Source organism: Alcanivorax sp. HI0083, assembly GCF_001635175.1.
This window is the reverse complement of record NZ_LWFX01000199.1, coordinates 1-987: the sequence shown is the minus strand read 5'-3', so window position 1 is coordinate 987 and position 987 is coordinate 1. Positions and strand designations below refer to the sequence as shown.

Genomic DNA, 987 nt, shown 5'->3' with positions numbered 1-987 from the left:
CGTTTTGACTTCAAAGGTTTTTGAGGAAATCGCATCGGTGTCCACCCCGCCCAGGGTCACTTCCGCCGTGCGATAGCCTTCCGTGCCCGAGGGTTTGAACGCCCAGCCTTTCAGCGTCGCAGCAACACTTGCCAGCCGTTCATTGCTGAACTGCTGAAGATTGCCCTGCCAGCCGAATTGATCGGCCAGTGCAGCGGCCAGACGCTGGGAGAAATACTGGCGCAGCCAACGCTCCAGGCCACGATTAGGGTGCTCTCGCCGCTCCTCCACCAACTGCGCAAACGGGTCCGCCACCTGGGGTAACCAATCTACCGTCACTGGCTGTCCCGGCGTCCAGAAGCTGGATACCTGCAACATGGCAGGCCCGGACAGGCCACGGTGGGTAATCAGCATGGGCTCGGCAAAGGATGCACCTGCGGTTTGCGCCACCACATCGGTGCTGATGCCAGACAGGGCGGCCAGCCAGGCCTTGTCATCCGGTTGCAGGGTAAACGGTACCAGCCCGGCACGGGTGGGCAAAACGTCCAGCCCGAACTGTTCCGCCAGTTGGTACCCGAAGCCGGTGGCACCCATGGTGGGGATCGACAGGCCGCCGCAGGCCACGACCAGTTTTGTACACTGAACGCTGCCCCCACTGGTGCTCAACGCAAAGCCTGATGCCGTTTGTCTGACGCGCCGAATATCAGTCTTTAAGCGGATCTCGGCTCCGGCCCACTCACATTCCGTCAGCAGAATGCCAAGAATATCTTTGGAGGAGTCCGCACAGAACAATTGCCCCGGCGCTTTTTCCACGTGTTCGATGCCGTGACGTTCCACCAGCTCCACAAAGTGCCAGGGACTGTAACGCTTGAGAGCCGATTTGCAGAAATGCGGGTTAGCGGAGACAAAATGCTCCGGTGTGGTATTCAGGTTGGTGAAGTTGCAGCGACCACCACCGGACATGAGGATTTTCTTGCCAGCCTTGTTGGCATGGTCCAGCACCAACAC

Annotated in this window: 1 protein-coding gene; it reads right to left on the bottom strand. The window is 59.5% G+C overall.

Going from position 1 to position 987, the window contains the following annotated elements:
- The coding region (locus A3754_RS02160) for an aminoacetone oxidase family FAD-binding enzyme (RefSeq protein WP_063518734.1) at positions 1-987 on the bottom strand (987 nt) is incomplete at both ends.